Below are 21,926 nucleotides of genomic sequence, written 5' to 3'. Positions count from 1 at the left end.
TGCAGAGCACCGCGCTGGGCTACTTCGCCTATGCACCGGGCGACCATGCCAGCGCGCTGGGCGCGCAGTCCTGGGCCAGCGGCGCCAACAGCACCGCGCTCGGCTACTACAGCACCGCGTTTGCGGCCGACAGCGTGGCGCTGGGCGCCAACGCGGTGGCGCGCCGGGCCAATACGGTCTCGGTCGGCGATGCCGGCAGCGAGCGGCAGGTCGTCAACGTCGCCGCGGGCACGCAGTCCACCGATGCGGTCAACCTCGCGCAGCTGGATGCGGTGCGCGCCACTGCCGAAAGCACCTCCAAGTTCTTCGCCCACAGCGGCGGCGGCACGGTCGGCGCCTATGCCGACGGCGCCGGCGCGCTGGCCGCCGGCGATGCGGCCAATGCCTACGGCAGCGGCGCGGCGGCGTTCGGCAGCGGCGCGGCGGCGATGGGCGATGACGCGGTGGCGCTGGGCAACGGCAGCACGGCCGGCGGCACCGGCGGCACCGCCATCGGCGGCCGCGGGCAGGCCTACGACCAGTACAACCAGCCGATCGTCGATGCCGACGGCAAGCCGGTGCTGGTCGGCGCCAATGCCGGCGAGAACGCCACCGCGCTCGGCGCGGGCGCGCAGGCGACGGGCAGCGTCGCCACCGCCACCGGCTACGGTGCGCAGGCCACCGGCGACCACAGCACCGCCGGCGGCTACAAGGCGCGTGCGACCGGCAACTACAGCCTGGCGCAGGGCGACAACGCCTGGGCCAGCGGCGAGGACGCCAGTGCGGTCGGCGCCTACGCCTGGGCAACGGCCGATGGCGCGTCGGCGTTCGGGACCTCGGCCTGGGCCACCGGCACCAATGCCTCGGCGTTCGGTGCCGGGGCGTGGGCCAGCGGCAGCGGCGCCACCTCGATCGGTTTCAACAGCTGGGCGCCGGGGCTGAGCGCCACCGCGGTCGGTCGCGGCGCGTTCGGCTACGGCAACTACAGCGTGGCGCTGGGCTTCCAGGCGCTGGGCAACCAGGTCAACACCATCGCCATCGGCACCAACACCGTGGCCGACGCGGAAAGCGCGATCAGCATCGGTGCCGGCAGCGAGGCCACCGCCGCCAATGCGGTGGCGCTGGGTGCCGGGGCGGTCGCCGACCGCGCCTACAGCGTGTCGGTGGGCAGCGCCGGGCAGGAGCGGCAGATCACCAACGTGGCCGCCGGCACCGAGGCCACCGATGCGGTCAACGTCGCCCAGCTGGATGCGGTGAAACAGGCCGCGGCGGCCACCAGCAAGTATTTCCAGGCCAGCGGCAGCGCCGACAGCGATGCCGGTGCCCTGGTCGACGGCGACAACGCGCTGGCCGCCGGCGAGGCCGCCAACGCCACCGCCGACGGCGCCACCGCGCTCGGCGGCGGCGCCAATGCCGTGGCCGCCGGGGCGACCGCGATCGGCTTCAATGCCGTCTCCAGCGGGGTCGATGCGGTCGCGCTGGGCAACAGTAGCCAGGCGTCGGGCGAGAACAGCATCGCCATCGGCAGCAACGCCCAGGCCAGCGAGATCGGCGCCACCGCCAGCGGTGCCGGCGCGCAGGCCAGTGGCACCTATGCCACGGCCACCGGCAACGAAGCGGTGGCCTCGGACAACCAGGCCACGGCGACCGGCTTCCGCAGCGCCGCCTCGGGCATCGGCGCCACCGCCCTGGGCGGCTACAGCGAGGCTACCGGCTACCTGTCCTCGGCACTGGGCTATGGTGCGCTCGCTTCGGGCAGCTACGGCACTGCGGTCGGCGTGTCCTCCACCGCGTCCGGCAGCAGCAGCGTGGCGGTGGGCGAGTACAGCGTGGCCTCCGGCGAGGAGAGCGTGGCGGTCGGCGGTACTTCGTTCTTCGGCCTGATCCCGGCCGAGGCCTCGGGTGCCAACAGCGCCGCGTTCGGCGCTGGTGCCGGCGCCACCGCCGACTTCAGCAGCGCGCTCGGCAGCCTCAGCTACGCCAGCGCCGACAGCGCCAGTGCGTTCGGCTACGGCGCCTACGCGTCCGGCGTCAACAGCGTGGCCCTGGGTGCGAACTCGGAGGCGGCGCGCGACAACACCGTCTCGGTGGGCAGCGCCGGCAAGGAGCGGCAGATCACCAGCGTCGCCGCCGGTACCGAGGCCACCGATGCGGTCAACGTCGCGCAACTGAACGAGGTGAAGCAGTCCGCCGACGCCACCGGCAAGCAGTTCAAGGCCAGCGGCGGCAGCGACCCGGCCGACGATGTCGGCAGCTACGTGGAGGGCAATTACGCCACCGCCGCCGGCGAAGCCAGCAATGCCTACGGCACCGGTGCCTCGGCCTTCGGCAGCGGCGCGCTGGCGGGTGCCCGCTACGCCACCGCGTCCGGCTACAACGCCACCGCCACCGGCGAATCCAGCACCGCGATCGGCGGCTCGCTGTACTACACCGACGCGTCCGGCAACGTGCTGCTCGACGGCACCACCACCGCCAGCGCCGCCGGCGCCACCGCGCTGGGCGCGGGTGCGCAGGCCAGCGGCACGTTCAGCAGCGCCAGTGGCGCCGGTGCCGTCGCCAGCGGCCTGCAGGCTACGGCCGACGGCTACAAGGCCAACGCCGGCAGCGACTACAGCACCGCGGTTGGTGCCTTCAGCGCCGCCAGCGGCACTCGCACCAGCGCGTTCGGTTACGGCGCGGCGGCGGCGGGCAACTACGCCTCGGCGCTGGGCTGGGGCAGCACCGCCTCCGGCGCCTATGCCGCGGCGCTGGGCTACAGCGCCCGTGCCACCGGCGAGGATGCGACCGCGCTCGGCGCCTCGGCCTGGGCCACGGCGGCGCAGACCACCTCGGTCGGCCAGTTCGCCTGGGCTACGGCGCAAGGCGGCACCGCGATCGGCCAGAACGCCTTCGCCTACGGTGGCACCAATGCCACGGCGCTGGGCATCAACGCCTCGGCCAGCGGCGCCGGCAGCGTCGCCCTGGGTTCGGGCGCGCGCACCAGCGAAGCCAACGTGGTGTCGGTGGGTGGCGGCAACGGCGTCACTGCGCCGGCCACGCGCCGCATCACCAACGTCGGCGCGGCGGTCAACGCCACCGATGCGGTGAACAAGGCGCAGCTGGACGCGGTGGCCACCGCGGCCGGCGACACCAGCGCGCGCTTCCAGAGTTCCGGCACCGCGGTGGCCAGCGCCAGCGGCGTGGACAGCACCGCGGCCGGTGCCGGCGCCACCGCCAGCGGCCTGCGCAGTTCCGCGCTGGGCGTGGGCAGCGTCGCGGCCGGCGCCGGTGCCACCGCCACCGGTGCCGGCAGCTCGGCGACCGGTGCGCGCAGCACCGCGATCGGCCTGCAGACCAACGCGATCGGCGAGAACGGCGTGGCGATGGGCTACAACAGCTTCGTCCGCAACAGCGGCAGCAACGGCGTCGCACTCGGCGCCAATGCCGGCGTCTCGGCGGACAACGCGGTGGCGCTCGGTGCCGGCTCGCGGGTGTACGAGGCCGACACCGTGTCGCTGGGCAGCGGCAACGGCCGTGGCGGCCCGGCCACCCGGCGCATCGTCAACCTGACCGCCGGCAGCGTCGCCGCCGGCAGCACCGAGGCGATCAACGGCGGCCAGCTATACCAGTCGCTGAGCAACATGGCCACGTTCCTGGGTGGCGGTGCCGGACTCGGCGCGCAGGGCCTGTTCGTGGCGCCCACGTACGTGATCCAGGGCGCCAGCTACAACAACGTCGGCGCGGCACTGGCGGCGCTGGACGGCAAGGTCAGCGAACTGGATGCGCGCACCGGCGGCAGCGGCACCGCGGCACGCAGCGCGCGCATGGTCGGCACCAGTGCGGTGGCCGCGCAGGCCACCGAGGCGGCGCCTGCGGCGTCGGCCGCGACCGCTGCAACTACCGCGGCGGCGACGCCGGTGTCCGGCAGCATCGGCACCGCGCAGGTCGGCGAAAGCACGGCGGTCGCTTCCAGCGCCACGGCGGTGGGGACCGCCGCGCGCGCCAACGACGTCACCGGCACCGCCATCGGTGGCAGCGCCTACGCGCACGGCCCCAACGACACCGCGATCGGCAGCAACGCCAAGGTGAATGCCGACGGCAGCACCGCGGTGGGCGCAAACAGCCACATCGCGGCGGTGGCGACCAACGCGGTGGCGATGGGCGAGGGCGCCAGCGTCAGCGCGGCCTCGGGCACCGCCCTTGGCCAGGGCGCCAGCGCCACCGCGCAGGGGGCGGTCGCCCTGGGGCAGGGGTCGGTGGCCGATCGTGCGCAGACGGTCTCCATCGGCAGCGCCGGCAACGAGCGCCAGCTCGCCAACGTTGCCGCCGGCACCCAGGCCACCGATGCGGTCAACAAGAGCCAGCTCGACAACGGCGTGGCCACGGCCAAGTCGTACACCGATGCGCGCTTCGGCACCATGGCCGACAGCTTCGAGGTGCTGCGCGGCGACGTCGATGCGCGGTTGCGCGACCAGGACCGCCGCATCGACCGCCAGGGCGCGATGAGCGCGGCCATGCTCAACATGGCCACCAGCGCCGCTGGCATCCGCACCCAGAACCGGGTCGGTGCCGGCATCGGCTTCCAGAACGGCGAGTCGGCGCTGTCGGTGGGCTACCAGCGCGCCTTCAGCGACCGCGCCACGGTGACCATCGGCGGTGCCTTCAGCAGCGACGACAGCTCCATCGGCATCGGTGCCGGTTTCGGCTGGTGATCCATCGCGGACGGCGGCGCGCGCCGCCGTCCGCCACGCAATGGCCTGAGGGGGCAGACCACAGGACCTTGGCTGGGCCGGCCAACGGATTCGGTAGAGGGAGTTTTACGGCCGCAACTGTCGCCTGATCCACGAAACTTTGAAGAGGACGTCAACGTGATCGACAAGCAAAACCTTCGTATCAATGCCATCGCCGCCGCCATGCTGGCGATGTCGCTGGGAGCCTCGAGCGCGATCGCGGCCAGCGCCTCGGCGCCGCTGCCGGTCAAGGAGCCGGGCAGGTCCGCGCCGGCCGATGCGGTGACCTCCAACCGCATCCTGGTGCGCTACAACGCCGGCACCGCCGCGGCCAGCGACCGCAGCGCCAAGCTGTCGACGGTGCAGTCGGCGGTGGGCCGTGCCAGCCTCGGCGGCAGCAACGGCATTTCGCGCGCGGCCGCGGCCAGCGTGCGCGCCGAGTATGTGCGGACCCTGGGCATCGGCGCGGATCTGATCCGCCTGACCGGCAAGCTGAGCAAGGCCGACCTGGACAAGGTGGTGGCGGAGATCGCCGCCGACCCGACGGTGAAGTACGCGCAGGTCGACGCCAAGCTGCGGCCGGTCGAGGTGCTGCGGGCCAAGACGCAGGTGCAGCCGCAGTTGGTGCCCAACGATCCGCTGTACGCGCAGTACCAGTGGCACTACAGCAACGCCACCGGCGGCATCAACCTGCCGGCCGCGTGGGACGTGTCCAAGGGCGACGGTGTCGTCGTCGCGGTGCTCGATACCGGCATCCTGCCGAATCACCCGGACGTGGCGGTGAACCTGCTGCAGGGCTACGACTTCATCTCCGACAAGGAGGTCTCGCGGCGTCCGACCGACGCCCGCGTGCCGGGCGCGCTGGACTACGGCGACTGGGTCGAGAACGACAACGAGTGCTACGCCGGCTCGGTGGCCGAGGACAGCTCCTGGCACGGCAGCCATGTCGCCGGCACCGTCGCCGAAGCGACCAACAACGGCATCGGCATGGCCGGCGTGGCGCCCAACGCCACCGTGCTGCCGGTGCGCGTGCTCGGCAAGTGCGGCGGCTACACCTCCGACATCGCCGACGCCATCGTCTGGGCCTCGGGCGGTACCGTGTCCGGCGTGCCGGCCAACCAGAACCCGGCCGAGATCATCAACATGAGCCTGGGCGGCGGCGGTGCCTGCGACAGCGCCACCCAGGACGCGATCAACGGCGCGGTGTCGCGCGGCACCACGGTGGTGGTGGCCGCCGGCAACAACACCGCCAATGCCGCCAACTTCAGCCCGGCCAGCTGCGACAACGTGATCGCGGTCGGCGCCACCCGCATCACCGGCGGCATCACCTACTACTCCAACTTCGGCGCCAAGGTGGACCTGTCCGGTCCGGGCGGCGGCGGCAGCGTCGACGGCAACCCGGGCGGCTACATCTGGCAGAACGGCTACAGCGGCGCGACCACGCCGACCTCCGGCAACTACACCTACATGGGCCTGGGCGGCACCTCGATGGCCTCGCCGCACGTAGCCGCGGTGGCCGCGCTGGTGCAGAGCGCGCTGATCGCCGCGGGCAAGGCGCCGCTGACCCCGGCCGCGCTGGAGACCCTGCTCAAGCAGACCGCGCGTCCGTTCCCGGTGTCGATCCCGTCCAGCACCCCGATCGGCACCGGCATCGTCGACGCCAAGGCCGCCCTGGCCAAGGCGCTGGAAGAGCCGTGCGATCCGGCCACCGAGCAGTGCGCGCCGCCGGCGACCGCGCTGACCAACAAGGTGGCGGTGGCGGGCCTGGCCGGTGCCGCGGGCAACGAAGCGCTGTACAGCTTCGAGGCCAAGGCCGGTGCGGTGCTGAGCTTCCTCACCTACGGCGGCAGCGGCAATGTGTCGCTGTATGTGAGCTTCGGCAAGGAGCCGGGCACCGGCAACGCCGACGCCAAGTCGACCCGTCCGGGCAACAACGAGACGGTGCGCTTCACCGCGCCGCAGGCCGGCACCTACTACATCAAGCTGGTCGGCGAGAGCACCTACAACGGCGTCAGCCTGGTCGCGCGCCAGTAAGCGTACGCGGCGCAGGGAAGCGCCATGCGGTTCCAGGAAACCCGGCTCCGGCCGGGTTTCCTGCATCTGCGGGCAGCGCCGTGTCGGCCCACTCCGCGACCGCTGCAGCGCGCAACGCGACTGCCCACCATGTCCTGCCAGGATGTCAGGCCGATGACCGCGACGGACCTGCCGGTGCCGGTTCGCTGGCCGCCCGGTAGACAGCGGCGGGGGAGTGCGCCGGATTCGGCGTCGGGTCATGCCGAACTGCTAAAGTCGCACGGTCATCTGGGAGGGATCGCGTGAATGCGCTCGTGAAGGACACTGCCGTCGCCGTGGAGACGCCCGAAACCCGCATCATCGCGGCGTTGCTGGCCAAGGGCCGGCTCAAGGACGGCGACCTGGCGCGCGCGCGGCAATTGCAGCGCGAGTCCGGCGGCAGCCTGCTGGCGCTGCTGGCGCGCCTGGGCCTGGTCTCCGAGCGCGACCATGCCGAGCTCAGCGCCGAAGTCCTGGGCCTGCCCCTGCTCGACGCCAAGCAGCTGCCGGCCACCGCGCCGGAGAGCCTGCCCGAGGCGCAGCCACTGTCGCTGCGCTTCCTCAAGCAGTTCCATGTGTGTCCGCTCGGCGAGCGCGACGGCGTGCTGGAACTGTGGATGGCCGATCCGCACGACGCGTACGCCGCCGACGCGGTGCGCCTGGCCACCGGCCTGCAGGTGCTGCCGCGGGTCGGCCTGCGCTCGGAGATCGACGACCTGATCGAGCGCTGGTTCGGCCAGGGCCGCAGCGCGATGGGCGCGATCGTGGAAACCGCCGACGGCGACAGCGTCGCCGCCGACGACATCGAGCACCTGCGCGACCTGGCCTCCGAGGCGCCGGTGATCCGCCTGGTCAACCTGGTGATCCAGCGCGCGGTGGAACTGCGCGCCTCGGACATCCATATCGAGCCGTTCGAGAGCCGGCTGAAGGTGCGCTACCGCGTCGACGGCGTGCTGATCGACGGCGAGAGCCCGCCGGCCAACCTGACCGCGGCGGTGATCAGCCGCGTCAAGATCATGGCCAAGCTCAACATCGCCGAGCGCCGCCTGCCGCAGGACGGCCGCATCATGCTGCGGGTGCAGGGCAAGGAGCTGGACCTGCGCGTGAGCACCGTGCCCACCGCGCACGGCGAGAGCGTGGTGATGCGCCTGCTCGACCGCGAAACCGTGGTGTTCGACTTCCACCGGCTCGGCTTCACCGACGCGTTCCTGCCGCAGTTCCGCAAGGTGCTGGAGCAGCCGCACGGCATCCTGCTGGTCACCGGCCCTACCGGCTCGGGCAAGACCACCACGCTGTACACCGCGCTGAGCCAGCTCAACACCGCCGACGTCAAGATCATCACCGTCGAGGATCCGGTCGAGTACCAGATCGAGGGCATCAACCAGATCCAGGCCAAGCCGCAGATCGGTCTGGACTTCTCGCATGCGCTGCGCAGCATCGTGCGCCAGGATCCGGACATCATCATGATCGGCGAAATGCGCGACCTGGAGACGGCGCGCATCGCGATCCAGTCCGCGCTGACCGGCCACCTGGTGCTGTCGACCCTGCACACCAACAACGCCGCCGGCGGCATCACCCGCCTGCTCGACATGGGCGTGGAGGACTACCTGCTGACCTCCACCATCAACGGCATCCTCGCCCAGCGCCTGGTGCGGCGGCTGGAGCCGACCCATGCCGAGCGCTACGCGGCCTCGCCAGAGGAGATCGAGAAGTTCGAACTGCGCCGGCTGCAGCCGGAAGGCGAGATCTTCCTGTACCGCCCGCGGCCCTCGGCGATCGCGCCGACCGGCTACGTGGGCCGCACCACCATCATGGAATTCCTGGTGATGAACGACGTGCTGCGGCGCGCGGTGATGCGCCACGCCGGCATGGGCGAGATCGAGCAACTGGCGCGTGAGGCCGGCATGCGCACCATGTACGAGGACGGCTTGGCCAAGGCGCTCAGCGGCCAGACCACGATCGAGGAAGTGCTGCGCGTGACGGAGGAAACCTGATGCGCGCGGCGTGCGCTCCGGCGATGACGACGTGTCGCTGCGCCAGGCGCGGGCATCCCGTGTTCGAAAAGGCACGGGCCGCGCGCGATACGCTCTCCCATTCCCGATTCCCCATTCTCCAGTCCCAGCTCCAGCCCTGATGCCGCTCTATCGCTACAAGGCCCTGGACTCGCACGGCGAGGTCCTGGAAGGGCAGATGGAAGCCGCCAGCGAGGCGGAGGTGGCGCTGCGCCTGCAGGAGCAGGGGCATATGCCGATGCAGGCCCGGCTCGCCGCCGAGGGCGGCGGCACCTCGCTGCGCGGGCTGTTCCGGCCCAAGCCGTTCGACGGCGCGGCGCTGGTGCAGTTCACCCAGCAGTTGGCGACGCTGCTCGGCGCCGGCCAGCCGCTGGATCGCGCGCTGTCGATCCTGCTCGAGCTGCCCGAGGACGAACGTTCCAAGCGCACCGTCGGTGACATCCGCGACGCGGTGCGCGGCGGCGCGCCGCTGTCCACCGCGCTGGAGCGCCAGCACGGGCTGTTCTCGCGCCTGTACATCAACATGGTGCGCGCCGGCGAGGCCGGCGGCAGCCTGCACGACACCCTGCAGCGCCTGGCCGAGTACCTGGAGCGCAGCCGCGAACTGCGCGGGCGGGTGATCAACGCGCTGATCTATCCGGCGATCCTGGTCAGCGTGGTCGGCTGCGCGCTGCTGTTCCTGCTTGGCTACGTGGTGCCGCAGTTCGCACAGATGTACGAGAGCCTGGACGTGGCCCTGCCGTGGTTCACCCAGGCGGTGCTGAGCGTGGGCCTGTTCGTGCGCGACTGGTGGATCGTGCTGCTGGTGGTGCCGGGCGTGACCATCCTGGCGGTGGACCGCAAGCGCCGCGACCCCGCATTCCGTGCCAGCTTCGACGCCTGGCTGCTGCGCCAGCGCTTCGTCGGTGTGCTGATTTCGCGGCTGGAGACCGCGCGCCTGACCCGTACCCTCGGCACCCTGCTGCGCAACGGCGTGCCGCTGCTGGCGGCGCTGGGCATCTCCCGCAACGTGCTGTCGAACCTGGCGCTGACCGCCGACGTCGGCGCCGCCGCCGACGACGTCAAGAACGGCCATGGGTTGTCGGCGTCGCTGTCCAAGGGCAAGCGCTTCCCGCGCCTGGCGCTGCAGATGATCCAGGTCGGCGAGGAATCGGGCGCGCTCGACATCATGCTGCTGAAGACCGCCGACACCTTCGAGCAGGAAACCGCCCAGGCCATCGACCGCCTGCTGGCGGCGATGGTGCCTGCGATCACCCTGGTCCTGGCCTCGGTGGTCGGCCTGGTGATCATCTCCGTCCTCGTCCCCCTCTACGACCTCACCAATGCAATTGGGTGAGGTGCCACGCTTATGCGCCATGGCGCATGTGGCGCCGAACGCCCGGCCAGGGATGGCCGGGCCGGTGGTTCCGGCGCTCGCGATGCCGCGCCATGGACGGCTGCGCAGTCATCTGGCGCAGCGTACGAGCGAATCGAAGGAGGCCATGCGCTTGCGAACCGCAGGTTCGCGCATGGCCGAACGCCCGGCCATGGATGGCCGGGCCGGTCTATCCGGAGCCGGCGATGCGACGCCATGGACGGCAGCGGCCTTGCCTGCTGCGTCTGCGCGGCGCGCCATGGCGCATGTGGCGCCGAACGCCCGGCCAGGGATGGCCGGGCGGGTGGTTCCGGCGCTCGCGATGCCGAGCCATGGACGGCTGCGCAGTCATCTGGCGCAGCGGACGAGCGAATCGAAAGAGGCCATGCGCTTGCGAACCGCAGGTTCGCGCATGGCCGAACGCCCGGCCATGGATGGCCGGGCCGGTCTATCCGGAGCCGGCGATGTGACGCCGCGCGATCCCGGCCGGGAACCTTCCGCCGCCGCCCCTGTCCCATTGCCAGCGGCGCCTTGCGCGCCGGCCGCGGCCGTGCGTGCGCGCGGCGCGGATCCTCCACCGCCCGGCGTGACGGCGTGCGTGACGCGCCGCTGTACCGCCGGCCGGCATCGGCTGCCATCGTCACCGTGTTCGGCTACATAGGTCTTCCACCGCAAGGATCCGATGCAATGCGCACTCTTCGCCGCTCTCTGACCCGTTCCCCGTCCGCCGCACGCCAGGCGGGCATGAGCCTGCTGGAAATCATCATCGTCATCGTGCTGATCGGCGCGGTGCTGACCCTGGTCGGCAGCCGCGTGCTCGGCGGCGCCGACCGCGGCAAGGCCAACCTGGCCAAGTCGCAGATCCAGACCCTGGCCGGCAAGGTCGACAACTACCAGCTCGACACCGGCAAGCTGCCGTCCAAGCTCGACGACCTGGTCACCGCGCCGGGCGGCGTCAGCGGCTGGCTCGGTCCGTACGCCAAGCCGGCCGAACTGAACGACCCCTGGGGCCACCCGATCGAATACAAGGTGCCCGGCGAAGGCCGGCCGTTCGACCTGATCAGCCTGGGCAAGGACGGCCAGCCCGGCGGCAGCAGTTACGACGCCGACATCAAGTACGAGTGATCCGACGCCGTGATCCGGGCCCCTGCCGGCGCGCTGCGCTTCGGCGTGCCGGCGTGCGCGCCGGCTGCGCGTGCGCGCATGCGCGGCGTGTCGCTGCTGGAGATGCTGCTGGTGGTGGGCCTGATCGCGATCGCCGCGCTGCTGGCGGCCTCGGTGCTGACCGGCGGCATCGACGGCATGCGCCTGCGCTCGGCGGCCAAGGAGATCGCCTCGCAACTGCGCTACACCCGCGCCCAGGCGATCGCCAGCGGCCAGCCGCAGCGCTTCCTGATCGATCCGCAGGCGCATCGCTGGCAGGCGCCCAACGGCCGCCACGGCGAGATCCCGCCGTCGCTGACGATCCGCTTCACCGGTGCGCGTCAGGCGCAGCGCCGCGACGGCGAGGGCGCGATCCAGTTCTTCGAGGACGGCGCCTCCACCGGCGGGCGCATCGACCTGCAGGCGCGCCAGGCGCGCTGGCGCGTCGACGTGACCTGGCTGACCGGCGAAGTCACGGTCGGGCGCGCACCGGACCAGGCGGGCCCATGAACCGCCAGCGCGGCTACACCCTGATCGAGGTGATCGTGGCGTTCGCGCTGCTGGCGCTGGCGCTGACCCTGCTGCTGGGCTCGCTGTCCGGCGCCGCACGCCAGGTGCAGCGTGCCGACCAGTTGAGCCGCGCCACCCTGTACGCGCAGTCGCTGCTGGCGGCGCAGGGCGTGGAGCAGCCGCTGCAGCCGGGACGCAGCCAGGGCACGCTGGATCAGGGTCGCTACCGCTGGACCCTGGACGTGGCGCCCTACGCCGACCCGCGGCGGCCGCCCGATGCCGCGGTGACGCCCGGCGCGCCGACCTTGCTGCAATTGACCCTGCAGGTGCGCTGGGGCGATGCGCCGGCGCAGGCGCTGCAGTGGAAGACCCTGCGCCTGGTCGCCCCGCAAGGCAACGGGGTGCCGCAATGACCACGCGCGCGCCGCCGCGCGCCGCCGCGCGCGGCTTCACCCTGATCGAGGTGCTGCTGGCCACGGTGCTGCTGGTCGGCGGCCTGACCCTGGCCTTCGCCACGCTGCGCTCGGCGATGGCGATCAGCGGCCGCGGCGAGGCGATCGCCGGACGCAGCGAACGCATGCGCGCGGTCGAAGGCTTCCTGCGCCGGCGCCTGAGCGGCGCGCAGTCGCTGCCGCTGGATATCGACACGCACACCCTGCAGCCGGTGCGTTTCGTCGGCGAACCGCAGCGCATGCAGTTCGTGGCCGATCTGCCCGAGTACCTCGGCCGCGGCGGCCCCTACCTGCACGATCTGCGGGTCAGCGGCGAGGGCGACCATCGGCAACTGGCGATCGCGCTGGTGCAGGTGCAGGCCGGCAAGCAACTGCCTGAGACCCCGCCACGCCCGCCCGAGCCGCTGGCGCGCGACCTGCGCGAGGTGCGCTTCCGCTACCGCGGCCTGGACCCGGAGCGCGGCACCATCGGCCCCTGGCAGGAGCGCTGGGAGCGCACCGACACGCTGCCACTGCTGGTCTCGATCGAGTTGCGCAGCGGCGACGGCACGGCGTGGCCGCCGCTGGTGGTGGCGCTGCGCCAGGCCGGCGGTGCGGAGATGCGGCAATGAGCGCGACGCATCGCCACCGCGGCGCCGCGCTGGTGCTGGTGCTGTGGCTGATCGCGCTGCTGACCGCGCTGATCGGCGCATTCGCGCTGACCGCGCGCACCGAGAACCTGCAGGGCAAGGTGCTCGGCGACGGCGCCGAGGCGCAGGAACGCGCCCGCGCCGGCCTGGAATACGCGCTGACCCGGCTCGCCGGCACCCCCACGCAGCCGGGCTGGCGTGCCGACGGCCGGCGCTACCGCTGGCAGTACGAGGGCGCCACGGTCGACCTGCGGGTCACCGATGAAAGCGGCAAGGTCGATCTGAACATGGCCGATGCGCAACTGCTGGCGGCGCTGGTGCGCGCGGTCGGCGAGGATCCGCAGCGCGCCGAGCGCATCGCCGCGGCGATCGTGGACTGGCGCGACCCGGACAATCTGACCCAGCCCAACGGCGCCGAGGATCCGGACTATGCCGCTGCCGGTTTGCCCTACGGCGCCAAGGATGCGCCGTTCGAAAGCCTGGCCGAGCTGCAACTGGTGCTGGGGATGGACCCGGAGCTGTACGCCAAGCTGCTGCCCAACCTGACCCTGTACGGCGGGGTGTCGCGGCCGACGCCGGACTTCGCGCCGGGACCGGTGCTGACCGCGCTCGGCCTGGACGCGCAGCAGGTGCTGGCGCAGCGCGAACGTACCGACCAGACCCAGCTTGGCATGGTCGGCATGGGCGGTGGCGGCACCTACAGCATCGAAAGCCGGGCGCGGCTGGGCAATGGCCGCGAGGGCGTGTTGCGCGCCGTGGTGCGCCCAGGCTCGTCGGCGCTGCCGGGCTCCGCCTACACTGTGTTGCGTTGGGAAGAAGGAACGACGGTGCGATGACGGCGTGGCGCGACACGATGGACAAACTTGGCGTACGCATCGCCCCCGGTGCGGGCGGGCTGCTGGCCTGGTGGCAGCGCTCGCTGATGGCGTGGCTGCCGCCGCGCTGGCAACTGCAGCTGGGCTGGTCGCAGGCGCGGCTGCTGCTGTGGCGCGAGGGCGAGCAACTGATGCTGGCGCGGCAGGTCGAGTCCGAACTGGGCGCGCCGCTGGCGCTGCCGTGGCCGCTGCTGCCCGACGAACTGGAGGCGCTGCTGGGGCCGCGCCTGGCGGCGCTGCCGCGGGTGTGGCTGTTGCCGGCCGAGGCGGCGCTGCAACGCCGGTTGCGCCTGCCGGCGGCTGCCGCCGAACACTTGCGCGAGGTGGTGAAGTTCGAGATCGACCGGCAGACCCCGTTCCAGGCCGATCAGGTGATCTACGACGTGCGCGCCGACGGTCGCCGCGACGACGCCCAGCTCGACGCCGAACTGGTGGTGGCCCCGCGCCGCGTGCTGGACGACCTGCAGGCCAGCGCCGGCGCGCTGCGCCCGACCCTGGCCGGCATCGACGTCGCCGGCAGCGATGGCGCGCCACTGGGAGTGAATCTGCTGCCGCAGGAACAGCGCCACCGCCGCGCCGACCCGATGCGGCGCTGGAACGCGATTCTTGCCGCCACCGCGCTGCTGGCGCTGTGCGCGGCCGGCTGGCAACTGCTGGACAACCGCCGCGATGCGCTGGAGCACCTGCGCACGCAGGTGGACAGCGGCGCGCAGCGCGCACGCGCGGTCGCCGCGCAGCGCCAGCAACTGCTCGACCTGGTCGAAGGCGCCGCGTTCTTCGACCAGTTGCGTGCCGAGCGCCCGGCCTCGGTGGAGGTCTGGAACGAATTGAGCAAGCGCCTGCCGGAGGGCACCTATCTGGAGAAGTTCTCGATCGAGGGCAACCAGTTGCAGTTGATCGGCCTCAGCAGCGAAGCCTCGTCGCTGGTCGGGCGCCTGGAAGGCTCGCCGCTGTGGCGCACGCCCTCGCTGACCGGCGTGTTGCAGGCCGACCCAGGCAGCCACCGCGACCGCTTCACCCTCACCGCCGAGCTGGCCGGGACCAAGCGCAAGGAGGCCGCCGATGCCGGTGCAGGTCGATAAGCGCGACCGCTGGCTGGCGCTGGGCCTGCTGCTGGCGGCGCTGGCGCTGGGCTACCTGGTGCTGGTGCATCCGTGGTGGACCGTGCCGATGCGCGAGGTCGATGCGCAGATCCAGGAACTGCAGCAGCGCGAACTGCGCGTGCGCATGCAGTTGCAGCAGGCGCCGCAGGTGGCGCAACGGCTGCAGCAGGCGCAGCGCGAACTGGCCACGCGCCCGGGCTTCCTGCGCGAGACCTCGGCCGAGCTGGCCTCGGCCGGTCTGGTGCAGCGCCTGGAAAGCGCGGTGGCCACCGCCAGCCCCGGCAACCGCAGTTGCGCGATCAGCAACCGCTCGCCGCTGGCCGCCGACAACCGCAGCGACCGCTTCACCCGCGTGGCGGTGCAGGTGCGTCTGCGCTGCGGCACGCCGGAACTGGCGGCGGTGCTGCATGCGCTGGAGAGCGGCACGCCGGCGCTGTTCATCGACAACCTCAACGTGATGGCGCAGCGCTACCAGCTCTCGCCGGGCGAGAGCGGCAACGGCCTGGACGTGGCCTTCGAACTGGCCGGCTACCTGCGCCCGAACGCGATGCCGGCGCCGCCGGCGGCGTCCGCCGGTTCCGACCCGTCTGCCGCGACGGCACCCGCCGCCACCACGCCGGTGATGAACGCCGGCGGTTCCGCCGGCGCCGGGCCGACCGAGCCGGCCGCCGTGCCGTCGCCGCCGCCGGCCACGCCCAGCGCGACCAACCCGCCAGGTGCGCCCGGCGCCGCGAATGCCGCGCCGGCGGACCTGCCGCAACAGGTGGAGGGCCGCCATGCGAATTGAAGCGATGGGCCTGCGTACCGTGTGGCTGGGCACGCTGGCGCTGTGGGGGCTGCTGATCTGGGCGTTGGGCCTGGGCGGGCTCGGCGAACGCGTGGCGCCGCTGCCCGACGATCCGTCGATGCTGCAGCGGCTGCCGGGCTTGCCCGCGGCCACCACACAGCGCCTGGGCGATTTCTCGCAGTACGGCGAGATCGCCGCGCGCCCGGTGTTCGCTGAGGATCGCCGTCCGCATCCGTTCTTCCTCAGCGCCGACAACGGCCAGGCCGCCGCGCCCAACGTGCGCCTGACCGGCGTGCTGCTCACCGACCGCTTCAAGATGGCGACGCTGACCACCGAGCAGGGCGAATCGCTGCGCCTGAAGGAAGGCGGCGACGCCGTGCAGGGCTGGCGGCTGCTGTCGCTGTCGCCGCGCCAGGCCACGGTCAGCGGCAGCGGCGGCACCCAGACCCTGGAATTGAAGGTGTTCGACGGCAAGGGCGGGCAGCCGCCGACCGTGCTCGGCCAGGCCGGACGCGCCGCTGCGCAGGGGCAGATGCCGCCGCCGGCGTCCGCGCCCAATGGCCAGTCCAACGCCAACGCGCCGCGCCCGCCGAACCAGTCCACCCCCAACCCGGTGCCGAACCAGGCACCGACCCCGAGCGCCCCTCAGCCGTCGTCGCCGGCTCCGTCGTCGGAGCAGTTGCAGGCCATCCGCGAGCGGATCGAAGCACGCCGCCGGCAATTGCAGCAACAGCGCCAGAACAACCCCTCAGGTCAGAACCCTTGAAGAGTGATCGCATGACGCCGCGTCTGTTTTCCCTGTTCCTCGCCATCGGCCTGGTGGCCGGCTGCGCCACCACGCCCTCGCCGGACATTCGTCGCGGCGCCGCGATCAACCCCCAGGTCGGCGCGGCCGGCAGCACCCAGAGCGACGGCCAGGGCGGCCCGGCCGATCCCAACGCCTTGCCCGAGCGCGCCACCCCGGTGATCCGCCGCGGCAGCGGCACTATGATCAATTCCGCGGCTGCTGCGGCGCCGGCGCCGTCGCTGGGCAACGCCAGCAGCGGCAGCGCCACCTTCAACTTCGAGGGCGAATCGCTGCAGGCGGTGGTCAAGGCCATCCTCGGCGACATGCTCGGGCAGAACTACGTGATCGCGCCGGGCGTGCAGGGCACGGTGACCCTGGCCACGCCCAAGCCGGTGTCGCCGGCGCAGGCGCTGAACCTGCTGGAGATGGTGCTGGGCTGGAACAACGCGCGCATGGTCTACAGCGGCGGCCGCTACAACATCGTCCCCGCCGACCAGGCCCTGGCCGGCACGGTGGCGCCGAGCACCGCCTCGCCGGCCAACGCGCGCGGCTTCGAGGTGCGCGTGGTGCCGCTGAAGTACATCTCCGCCAGTGAGATGAAGAAGGTGCTGGAGCCGTACGCGCGGCCGAACGCCATCGTCGGCATCGACGGCTCGCGCAACGTCATCACCCTGGGCGGCACCCGCGCCGAGCTGGAGAACTACCTGCGTACCGTGCAGATCTTCGACGTCGACTGGCTGTCGGGCATGTCGGTGGGGGTGTTCCCGATCCAGTCGGGCAAGGCGGAACAGGTCGCGGCCGACCTGGAGAAGGTGTTCGGCGAGAACAGCAAGACCCCCAGCGCCGGCATGTTCCGCTTCATGCCGCTGGAGAACGCCAACGCGGTGCTGGTGATCACCCCGCAGGCGCGCTACCTGGACCAGATTCAGGAGTGGCTGGACCGCATCGACAGCGCCGGCGGCGGCGCGCGGCTGTTCTCCTATGAACTCAAGTACATCAAGGCCAAGGATCTGGCCGACCGCCTGGCCGAAGTGTTCGGCGCCGGCGGCGGCAACCGCGGCGACTCCAACGCCTCGCTGATGCCGGGCTCGCAGATGAGCCAGTTGAACGGCGGCGGCCTGGGCGGCTTCAACGGCAGCGACAGCAGCAGCCTGGGCGGCGGCAGCTTGGGCGGGAGCCTGGGCAGCAGCAGCGACAGCCTGGGCAGCAGCAGTTCCTCTGGCAGCAGTGGCGGCGGCTTGGGGAGTGGCAGTCTGCAGCTGTCCCCGCGCACGTCCGGCAACGGCAGCGTGACCCTGGAAGTGCAGGGCGACAAGGTCGGCGTGTCGGCGGTGGAGGAAACCAATACCCTGCTGGTGCGCTCGACCCCGCAGGCCTGGCGCTCGATCCGCGACGTGGTCGAGAAGCTCGACGTGATGCCGATGCAGGTGCACATCGAGGCGCAGGTGGCGGAGGTCAATCTGACCGGTAAACTGAAGTATGGCGTCAACTGGTACTTCGAGCAGGCGGTGAATGCGCCGGCCAATGCCGACAACATCGGCATTGGCGGTGGCGCGAATCTGCCCAGCGCGGCCGGCCGCAAGATCTGGGGCGACATCGCCGGCAGCATTACTGGCAGCAGCGGTTTGGGCTGGACCTTCCTGGGCAGGAACGCAGCCGCGGTGATTTCTGCGCTGGATCAGGTCACCAATGTCAAACTGCTGCAGACGCCTTCGGTGTTCGTTCGCAACAATGCCGAAGCAACACTCAACGTGGGCACGCGCATCCCGATCAATTCAGTCAGCGTCGACACGGGCCTGGGCACCGGCGCTACATATTCCTCGGTGAACTACCTGGATACCGGCGTGATCCTCAAGGTGCGTCCGCGTGTGACCAAGGACGGCATGGTGTTCCTGGACATCGTCCAGGAAGTCAGTTCGCCTGGAGCGGCGCCGACCAATTGCGGCACCAGCGCCGGCACCAGCGTCGCCTGCAACGTCCCGATCAACACCCGTCGCGTCAAGACCGAGGCGGCGGTACAGAGCGGTGACACCATCATGCTGGCCGGCCTGATCAGCGACAGCACCACCGACGGCAGCAACGGCGTGCCGTACCTGAGCAAGCTGCCGGTGGTTGGTGCGCTGTTCGGGCAGAAGACCCAGGACAGTAATCGGCAGGAAGTGATCGTGTTGCTGACCCCCTCGATCGTGCGCAACCCGCAGGAAGCGCGCAATCTCACCGACGAATACGGACAGAAGTTCGAGGCCATGAAGCCGCTGCCGGCACGCGGCAAGAAGTAAGCGGGTGAGCCTGCCCATCGTGCTGCTGGCGGTCGGCGTCGACGACGTCGCGCTGGACGCCTGCCTGGGTGCGTTGGAGGCGAACACGTCGGCTGGCACCCGCGTGTGGCTGGCCGACGATGCGCAGGCCGGCCCGCGCGGCATCCGGGTGATCGAGGCCTGGCTGGCGCGCACGCGCCTGCAGGCCGACTACACGCGGCGGCCGCGCATGCTCGGCGAGGTCGCGCATGTGGACGAGATGCTGCGTGCCTGCGGCGATGCCGACGTGGCAGTGCTGGCGGCCGATGCGCAGCCCGGGCCGGGCTGGTTGCTGCAGTTGAGCGCCTGCCTGGCGCGCGACGCGGCCATCGCCAGCGCCACGCCGTGGAGCAATGCCGGCGAAGCCTGTGCGTGGCCGCGGCTGGGCGAGATCAATCCGCTGCCCGAGGATCCCGAGCGCCTTGCACGGGCCTGCGCGGCCCTGCCGCCGCTGCATCCGGAACTGCCGTCGGCGGTGTGCCATGCGGTGGTGCTGCGTGGCGTGGCGCGGCAGCGCGCCGGCGGGCTGGACGCCAGCAGCTACGGCTCCTGGTATGCGGCGCTGACCGATCTGTCGCTGCGCATGGCCGGGCTCGGCTGGCGCAACGTGCTGTGCGAGACCGCGCATGTCGCGTGCAGTGGTGAAGGCCGCGCCGCCGACGGCGACATGGACGCGCTGGCCACGCGCTGGCCGGCCTGGCACGCGCGCCTGGCCGGCTTCCTGATGCACGATCCGCTGCGCGCCTGCCGCGAAGAGCTGCAGCGCCTGTACGACACGCTGCCGCCGCCGGATCCGCAACGTGCGTTGTTCGATGCCTAGCCTGTCGCCGCCCGACCTGCGGCTTGCCCATCGCTGGACGCAAACCGGCCGCATCTCGCTGTGGCGCTATCTCGAGAACGAGCGCAACTATCCCGGCTGGCATCTCAACGCAGATCCAACTGGATGCCAGTCGCTGTTGGCGTTGCTGGACGCCTTGGCTGCCGACGGCGCCGGTTCCCGCACGCTTCTCATTACTGCACCGAGCAAGACCGAACTTGGCGTGCCGAACAACCGGCGCGGGCTCGCCGCTTGGGTGGCGCCGGAGAAGCTGCGCTTCACGCTGTCCACGACCGACGATCACTGGTCTTTTCCCGTAGACGCAGCGCCAGCTGCACTTGAGGTCGGCTCGGCGTGGCTTGCGGCGTTGCGGAAAGGCATCGCGGGCATTGCGAACGGGCAGGGGGACTACGCCATCGGCAAGGGCAGCCATCGTCTATGGTTCTGGTGGTGAGGCGGAAATTGCCGACGTGCGCCTGTTATAGGGTTGTTGAAGCGTTGCTCCCTGACCCCTCGGCTGGCGCGGCAGTCGGTCACGACTGATATTGCAATCAGACGCCAGCGGCGTCGCTGTTGGTTCCTGGTTGGGAGCGGGTGTGGTCCGCTGCGTCTCCACCTCGTGTCGCGATAGCGAACAAGCCGGACTCATTCCGGCGGCGCGTAGACATCCACCGACACTTCCAGCACGTCGTGGCGCCAGGACTCGATGTCGAATTCCACGGCATGTCCGTCGGGATCGTAGCTGACGCGCTGCAGGCGGAAGCACGGCGTGCCGGCGGTGGATTGCAGCAGTGCGGCCTGCTCGGCATCGAGTGTGGCCGGATACATCGACAGCCGGCTGCGCGCCTGGCGCAAGCCCAGGCGCTGGGTCAGCACGGCGCTCAGCGAGCCGGCCAGGTCGTGGTCGAGCAGGCGCGGCGCCCACGCGGCGAGGATCGCATTGGTCTCCAGCAGCACCGCGCGGCGCCCGATCCAGCGGCGCCGGCGCAGCACGAACACCTCTGCATCGGGATCGTCCAGGTGGAGGTGCCGGGCGAGCGCCGGGCCGGCCGGCTGGCGCTGCGCGGCGAGCAGTTCGGTGCGCGGGACGCCGCCCTGCGCGGCCACGTACTGCATGAAGCCGGCGATGCTGTTGGGATCGTGGCGTACCCGCGGCGCGCTGACGAACCAGCCGCGGCGATTCTCGCGGTAGATGTGCCCGTCCGATTCCAGTTGCTGCAGCGCCTCGCGCAAGGTGATGCGGGTGCAACCGAACAATGCGGCCAGTTCGCGCTCCACCGGCAGGCGCTGGTCGGCGCGCCATTCGCCGGCGGCGATGCGCGCCAGCAGCGCATCGGCGATGCGTTGGGCGAAGCCGGCGGCGGTGGCGAAGTGCATGCGAAATCCAGAGCGTGGAGAAGCGTTGCTGACAAGACTACGCTGCCGGCAGGGTCGCGGACGATGCGGGCGACTGATGTTCGCGTGATGCTCGTGCGGCTGCGGCGCGCCATTCGCATCGAGTTGACGACGGCACGCGCTGTGCCGCCAGGCGGCAAAGAGCGCGTGGCGTGTCAGGTGACGGCTTGCGCGCGGCGCAGATCGGCCTGCCACAGGCGCAGTCCGTACACCGCCAACGCCACGAATCCGGCGTACAGCGCGGCGGTGGGGTACAGCCCCTTGTACACGAACACGCCGACGTAGACGCAGTCCAGCACGATCCACAGGCCCCAGTTGGCGATGCGCTTGCGCGCGGCCCACACGCTGGCGACCACGCTGAACGCCGATAGCGCCGCGTCCAGCCACGGCAGCGCCGCATCGGTGTGCCGGTGCATCCACCAGCCCAACAGCGCCGCGCCGACGGCGCCGGCCAGCAGCGAACGCAGGCCTTCGCCCCACGGCAGCGGCCCGACCTGGACCTTGCCGTCGTCGCCCAGCCCGTTGCTCCAGCGCCACCAGCCGTAACCCTGCAGCACCACGTACAGGCCCTGCAGCAGCATGTCCGAATACAGCTTCCACTGATAGAACAGCCACGCATACAACAGCACCGCCACCACGTTGACCGGCCAGCACCAACGCACCCGCCGCGCGGTCAGCCACACACCCAGGACATTGACCAGCACGGCGAGCAGTTCGAGAGGAGACATGGTGGGAGGCCGGGAGTGGGGATTGTTCGCGAGCGCAGTGCATTGCGCGCGTGCTGTAGGAGCGGCTTCAGCCGCGACCCGTCAGCAATAGCGCGTCGCGGCTGAAGCCGCTCCCGCAGGGGCTGGCGTCAAGCCCGCCGAGTGCACTGTGGGAGGGACTTCAGTCCCGACGCATTGCGCCATCGGAAAGCACATCACTTCGCGCGTTTTGGCAGCATGACAGCTGACTGCCACAGTGGTCATCGGCGCGGCTGGTGTTCGAAAGGAGCAGCAGTGGATGACGTCATGGTGGATCCG

The 21,926-nt window shown here is 71.4% G+C and carries 16 protein-coding genes and 1 pseudogene; 15 read left to right on the top strand and 2 right to left on the bottom strand.

Features of this window, described 5'->3' with window-relative positions; all coding sequences use genetic code 11:
• From CEK69_RS16645 to CEK69_RS16575, 15 genes and pseudogenes are all read left to right on the top strand, one after another.
• Positions 1–4,670: hypothetical protein (locus CEK69_RS16645; protein WP_152246824.1), on the top strand; the 4,670-nt coding region annotated here is incomplete at its 5' end.
• 156 nt (positions 4,671–4,826) lie between these two features.
• Complete coding sequence (locus tag CEK69_RS16640; protein WP_152246822.1) at positions 4,827–6,722, top strand: S8 family peptidase; 1,896 nt, start codon at positions 4,827–4,829, stop codon at positions 6,720–6,722.
• A 281-nt stretch (positions 6,723–7,003) separates the two neighbouring features.
• Positions 7,004–8,734: a type II secretion system ATPase GspE gene (gene gspE, locus CEK69_RS16635; RefSeq protein ID WP_017908692.1), complete on the top strand. Its 1,731-nt coding sequence runs from the start codon at positions 7,004–7,006 to the stop codon at positions 8,732–8,734.
• A gap of 139 nt (positions 8,735–8,873) precedes the next feature.
• Positions 8,874–10,088, top strand: coding sequence for a type II secretion system F family protein (locus CEK69_RS16630; protein ID WP_017908693.1), 1,215 nt, complete (start codon positions 8,874–8,876; stop codon positions 10,086–10,088).
• 705 nt (positions 10,089–10,793) lie between these two features.
• Positions 10,794–11,231 (top strand): type II secretion system major pseudopilin GspG, encoded by a 438-nt coding sequence (gene gspG / locus CEK69_RS16625; protein WP_026143220.1) that lies wholly within the window; start codon positions 10,794–10,796, stop codon positions 11,229–11,231.
• A 78-nt stretch (positions 11,232–11,309) separates the two neighbouring features.
• On the top strand, positions 11,310–11,759 hold the full coding sequence (locus CEK69_RS16620; RefSeq protein ID WP_043082891.1) for a GspH/FimT family pseudopilin: 450 nt from the start codon (positions 11,310–11,312) through the stop codon (positions 11,757–11,759).
• Positions 11,756–12,172: a prepilin-type N-terminal cleavage/methylation domain-containing protein gene (locus CEK69_RS16615; protein WP_017908496.1), complete on the top strand. Its 417-nt coding sequence runs from the start codon at positions 11,756–11,758 to the stop codon at positions 12,170–12,172. The genes CEK69_RS16620 and CEK69_RS16615 overlap by 4 nt, the downstream gene beginning before the upstream one ends.
• Complete coding sequence (locus tag CEK69_RS16610) at positions 12,169–12,822, top strand: type II secretion system protein J (protein ID WP_043093247.1); 654 nt, start codon at positions 12,169–12,171, stop codon at positions 12,820–12,822. The genes CEK69_RS16615 and CEK69_RS16610 overlap by 4 nt, the downstream gene beginning before the upstream one ends.
• Positions 12,819–13,676: a type II secretion system protein GspK gene (locus tag CEK69_RS16605; protein ID WP_017908494.1), complete on the top strand. Its 858-nt coding sequence runs from the start codon at positions 12,819–12,821 to the stop codon at positions 13,674–13,676. The genes CEK69_RS16610 and CEK69_RS16605 overlap by 4 nt, the downstream gene beginning before the upstream one ends.
• Positions 13,673–14,797 (top strand): PilN domain-containing protein, encoded by a 1,125-nt coding sequence (locus tag CEK69_RS16600; RefSeq protein WP_152246820.1) that lies wholly within the window; start codon positions 13,673–13,675, stop codon positions 14,795–14,797. The genes CEK69_RS16605 and CEK69_RS16600 overlap by 4 nt, the downstream gene beginning before the upstream one ends.
• Positions 14,778–15,422 (top strand): annotated as a pseudogene (gspM, locus tag CEK69_RS16595) (type II secretion system protein GspM); the annotation flags it as partial. The gene CEK69_RS16600 and the pseudogene gspM, both read left to right, overlap by 20 nt.
• Positions 15,423–15,594: 172 nt before the next feature.
• Positions 15,595–16,371, top strand: coding sequence for a type II secretion system protein XpsN (gene xpsN, locus CEK69_RS16590; RefSeq protein ID WP_193314020.1), 777 nt, complete (start codon positions 15,595–15,597; stop codon positions 16,369–16,371).
• Positions 16,372–16,382: 11 nt separating this feature from the next.
• The gene (gspD, locus tag CEK69_RS16585) at positions 16,383–18,671 is read left to right on the top strand and encodes a type II secretion system secretin GspD (RefSeq protein ID WP_152239429.1); all 2,289 of its coding nucleotides are present in this window, start codon (positions 16,383–16,385) and stop codon (positions 18,669–18,671) included.
• A 4-nt stretch (positions 18,672–18,675) separates the two neighbouring features.
• Positions 18,676–19,509: a hypothetical protein gene (locus CEK69_RS16580; protein ID WP_017915569.1), complete on the top strand. Its 834-nt coding sequence runs from the start codon at positions 18,676–18,678 to the stop codon at positions 19,507–19,509.
• On the top strand, positions 19,502–19,960 hold the full coding sequence (locus CEK69_RS16575; protein WP_152246816.1) for a hypothetical protein: 459 nt from the start codon (positions 19,502–19,504) through the stop codon (positions 19,958–19,960). The genes CEK69_RS16580 and CEK69_RS16575 overlap by 8 nt, the downstream gene beginning before the upstream one ends.
• Before the next feature lie 191 nt (positions 19,961–20,151).
• Here the strand turns inward: CEK69_RS16575 and CEK69_RS16570 are convergent, their stop codons facing one another.
• Both CEK69_RS16570 and pnuC read right to left on the bottom strand, forming a co-directional pair.
• On the bottom strand, positions 20,152–20,883 hold the full coding sequence (locus tag CEK69_RS16570; protein WP_152239431.1) for a UTRA domain-containing protein: 732 nt from the start codon (positions 20,881–20,883) through the stop codon (positions 20,152–20,154).
• Between the two features lie 173 nt (positions 20,884–21,056).
• Positions 21,057–21,629 carry a nicotinamide riboside transporter PnuC gene (gene pnuC / locus CEK69_RS16565; protein WP_152246814.1) on the bottom strand — a complete coding sequence of 191 codons (573 nt, stop codon included), beginning with the start codon at positions 21,627–21,629 and terminating at the stop codon, positions 21,057–21,059.
• Positions 21,630–21,926 lie beyond the last annotated feature (297 nt).

The organism is Xanthomonas sp. LMG 12462 (assembly GCF_009192885.1).
Taxonomy (GTDB): domain Bacteria; phylum Pseudomonadota; class Gammaproteobacteria; order Xanthomonadales; family Xanthomonadaceae; genus Xanthomonas_A; species Xanthomonas_A sontii.
Note: the sequence above shows the minus strand (reverse complement) of the source record. Positions and strands in the feature narration are given on the sequence as shown.